We start from the raw sequence: 959 nt of genomic DNA, 5'->3' as shown, positions 1-959 counted from the left end.
CCCTGAATTGGGCCCGAAACTTTTCATGTCAAAGGTTTAAATTGCTGATCTAGCAATTGAACCATCTGCCTCTACTCAACGAATTAGTGAGAGAAAACTAAAAAACCTATCTGCTCTGTCACTGACATAAGCATGCCGAATGCGTATGCTAATGGAAAATAAAAAAGGAGGGATGTCATGGCAATTCTTGTTCTTGGTTTAACCATTTTTCTTGGTTTTCATTTATTACCAGTACAGCAAACCATTCGTGGTAATTTGGTTTCTAGATTTGGCGAGCTGCCATACAAAGCGCTCTTCAGTGTGGGATCAATTGCAGGGTTCTATTTGATCGTCGTCGGTAAGGCGCAAGCACCATTTATTTCAGTCTGGGTGCCTCCTAGTTTTTTTAAGCACATTACAATGCTTCTGGTTTTGCTAGCGTTTGTGATTCTGCCTGCAGCGTATATCTCTTCAAATATTAAGTGCAAATTGAAAAATCCAATGTTGATCGCGGTGAAGTTGTGGGCCTTAGGGCACTTGCTAGCTAACGGTGATGTTGCTTCGTTAATTTTGTTTGGATCGTTCCTCGCATACGCCGTCATCGACATGATTAGTGTGAAAAAACGAGGTCAAACGATGGCTAATGATCCCCAACCTATATGGAAGGATGCGCTTGTCGTTGTGATTGGTTTGGCTGCATATATGTTAGTGGTGATGAACCATGCAAGCTTGTTTGGTGTGCCGGTCATTCAAGTAGGAGGGTAATGTTTTGGGCGTTATTCTTTTTCTCTTTGCTTTACTGAGCTTCATCTTAGCGCTTAATGTGCTTCGACCAATTTATCATCACCCTAAACTTATGGTGTTTAGCTTTCTTGCAGGATGGCCTGTTGGAGAGTTGGCGCTACATGTTATCGCTGTCCAGGCTGCTATATTGGGTTCGGTTGTGTACTTTGGTGAGCTCTCTGGAACGCTAGATATGT

At 42.5% G+C, this 959-nt stretch carries 2 protein-coding genes; both read left to right on the top strand.

Annotation, left to right across the window (positions count from 1 at the left end):
- Window positions 1-177: 177 nt before the first annotated feature.
- Window positions 178-744, top strand: coding sequence for an NnrU family protein (locus A3738_RS15045; protein ID WP_068473495.1), 567 nt, complete (start codon window positions 178-180; stop codon window positions 742-744).
- A gap of 4 nt (window positions 745-748) precedes the next feature.
- The coding region (locus A3738_RS15040; protein ID WP_156504285.1) for a hypothetical protein at window positions 749-959 on the top strand (211 nt) is incomplete at its 3' end.

This window comes from Oleiphilus sp. HI0066, from assembly GCF_001635725.1.
This window is presented reverse-complemented; position numbering and strand designations above follow the sequence as displayed.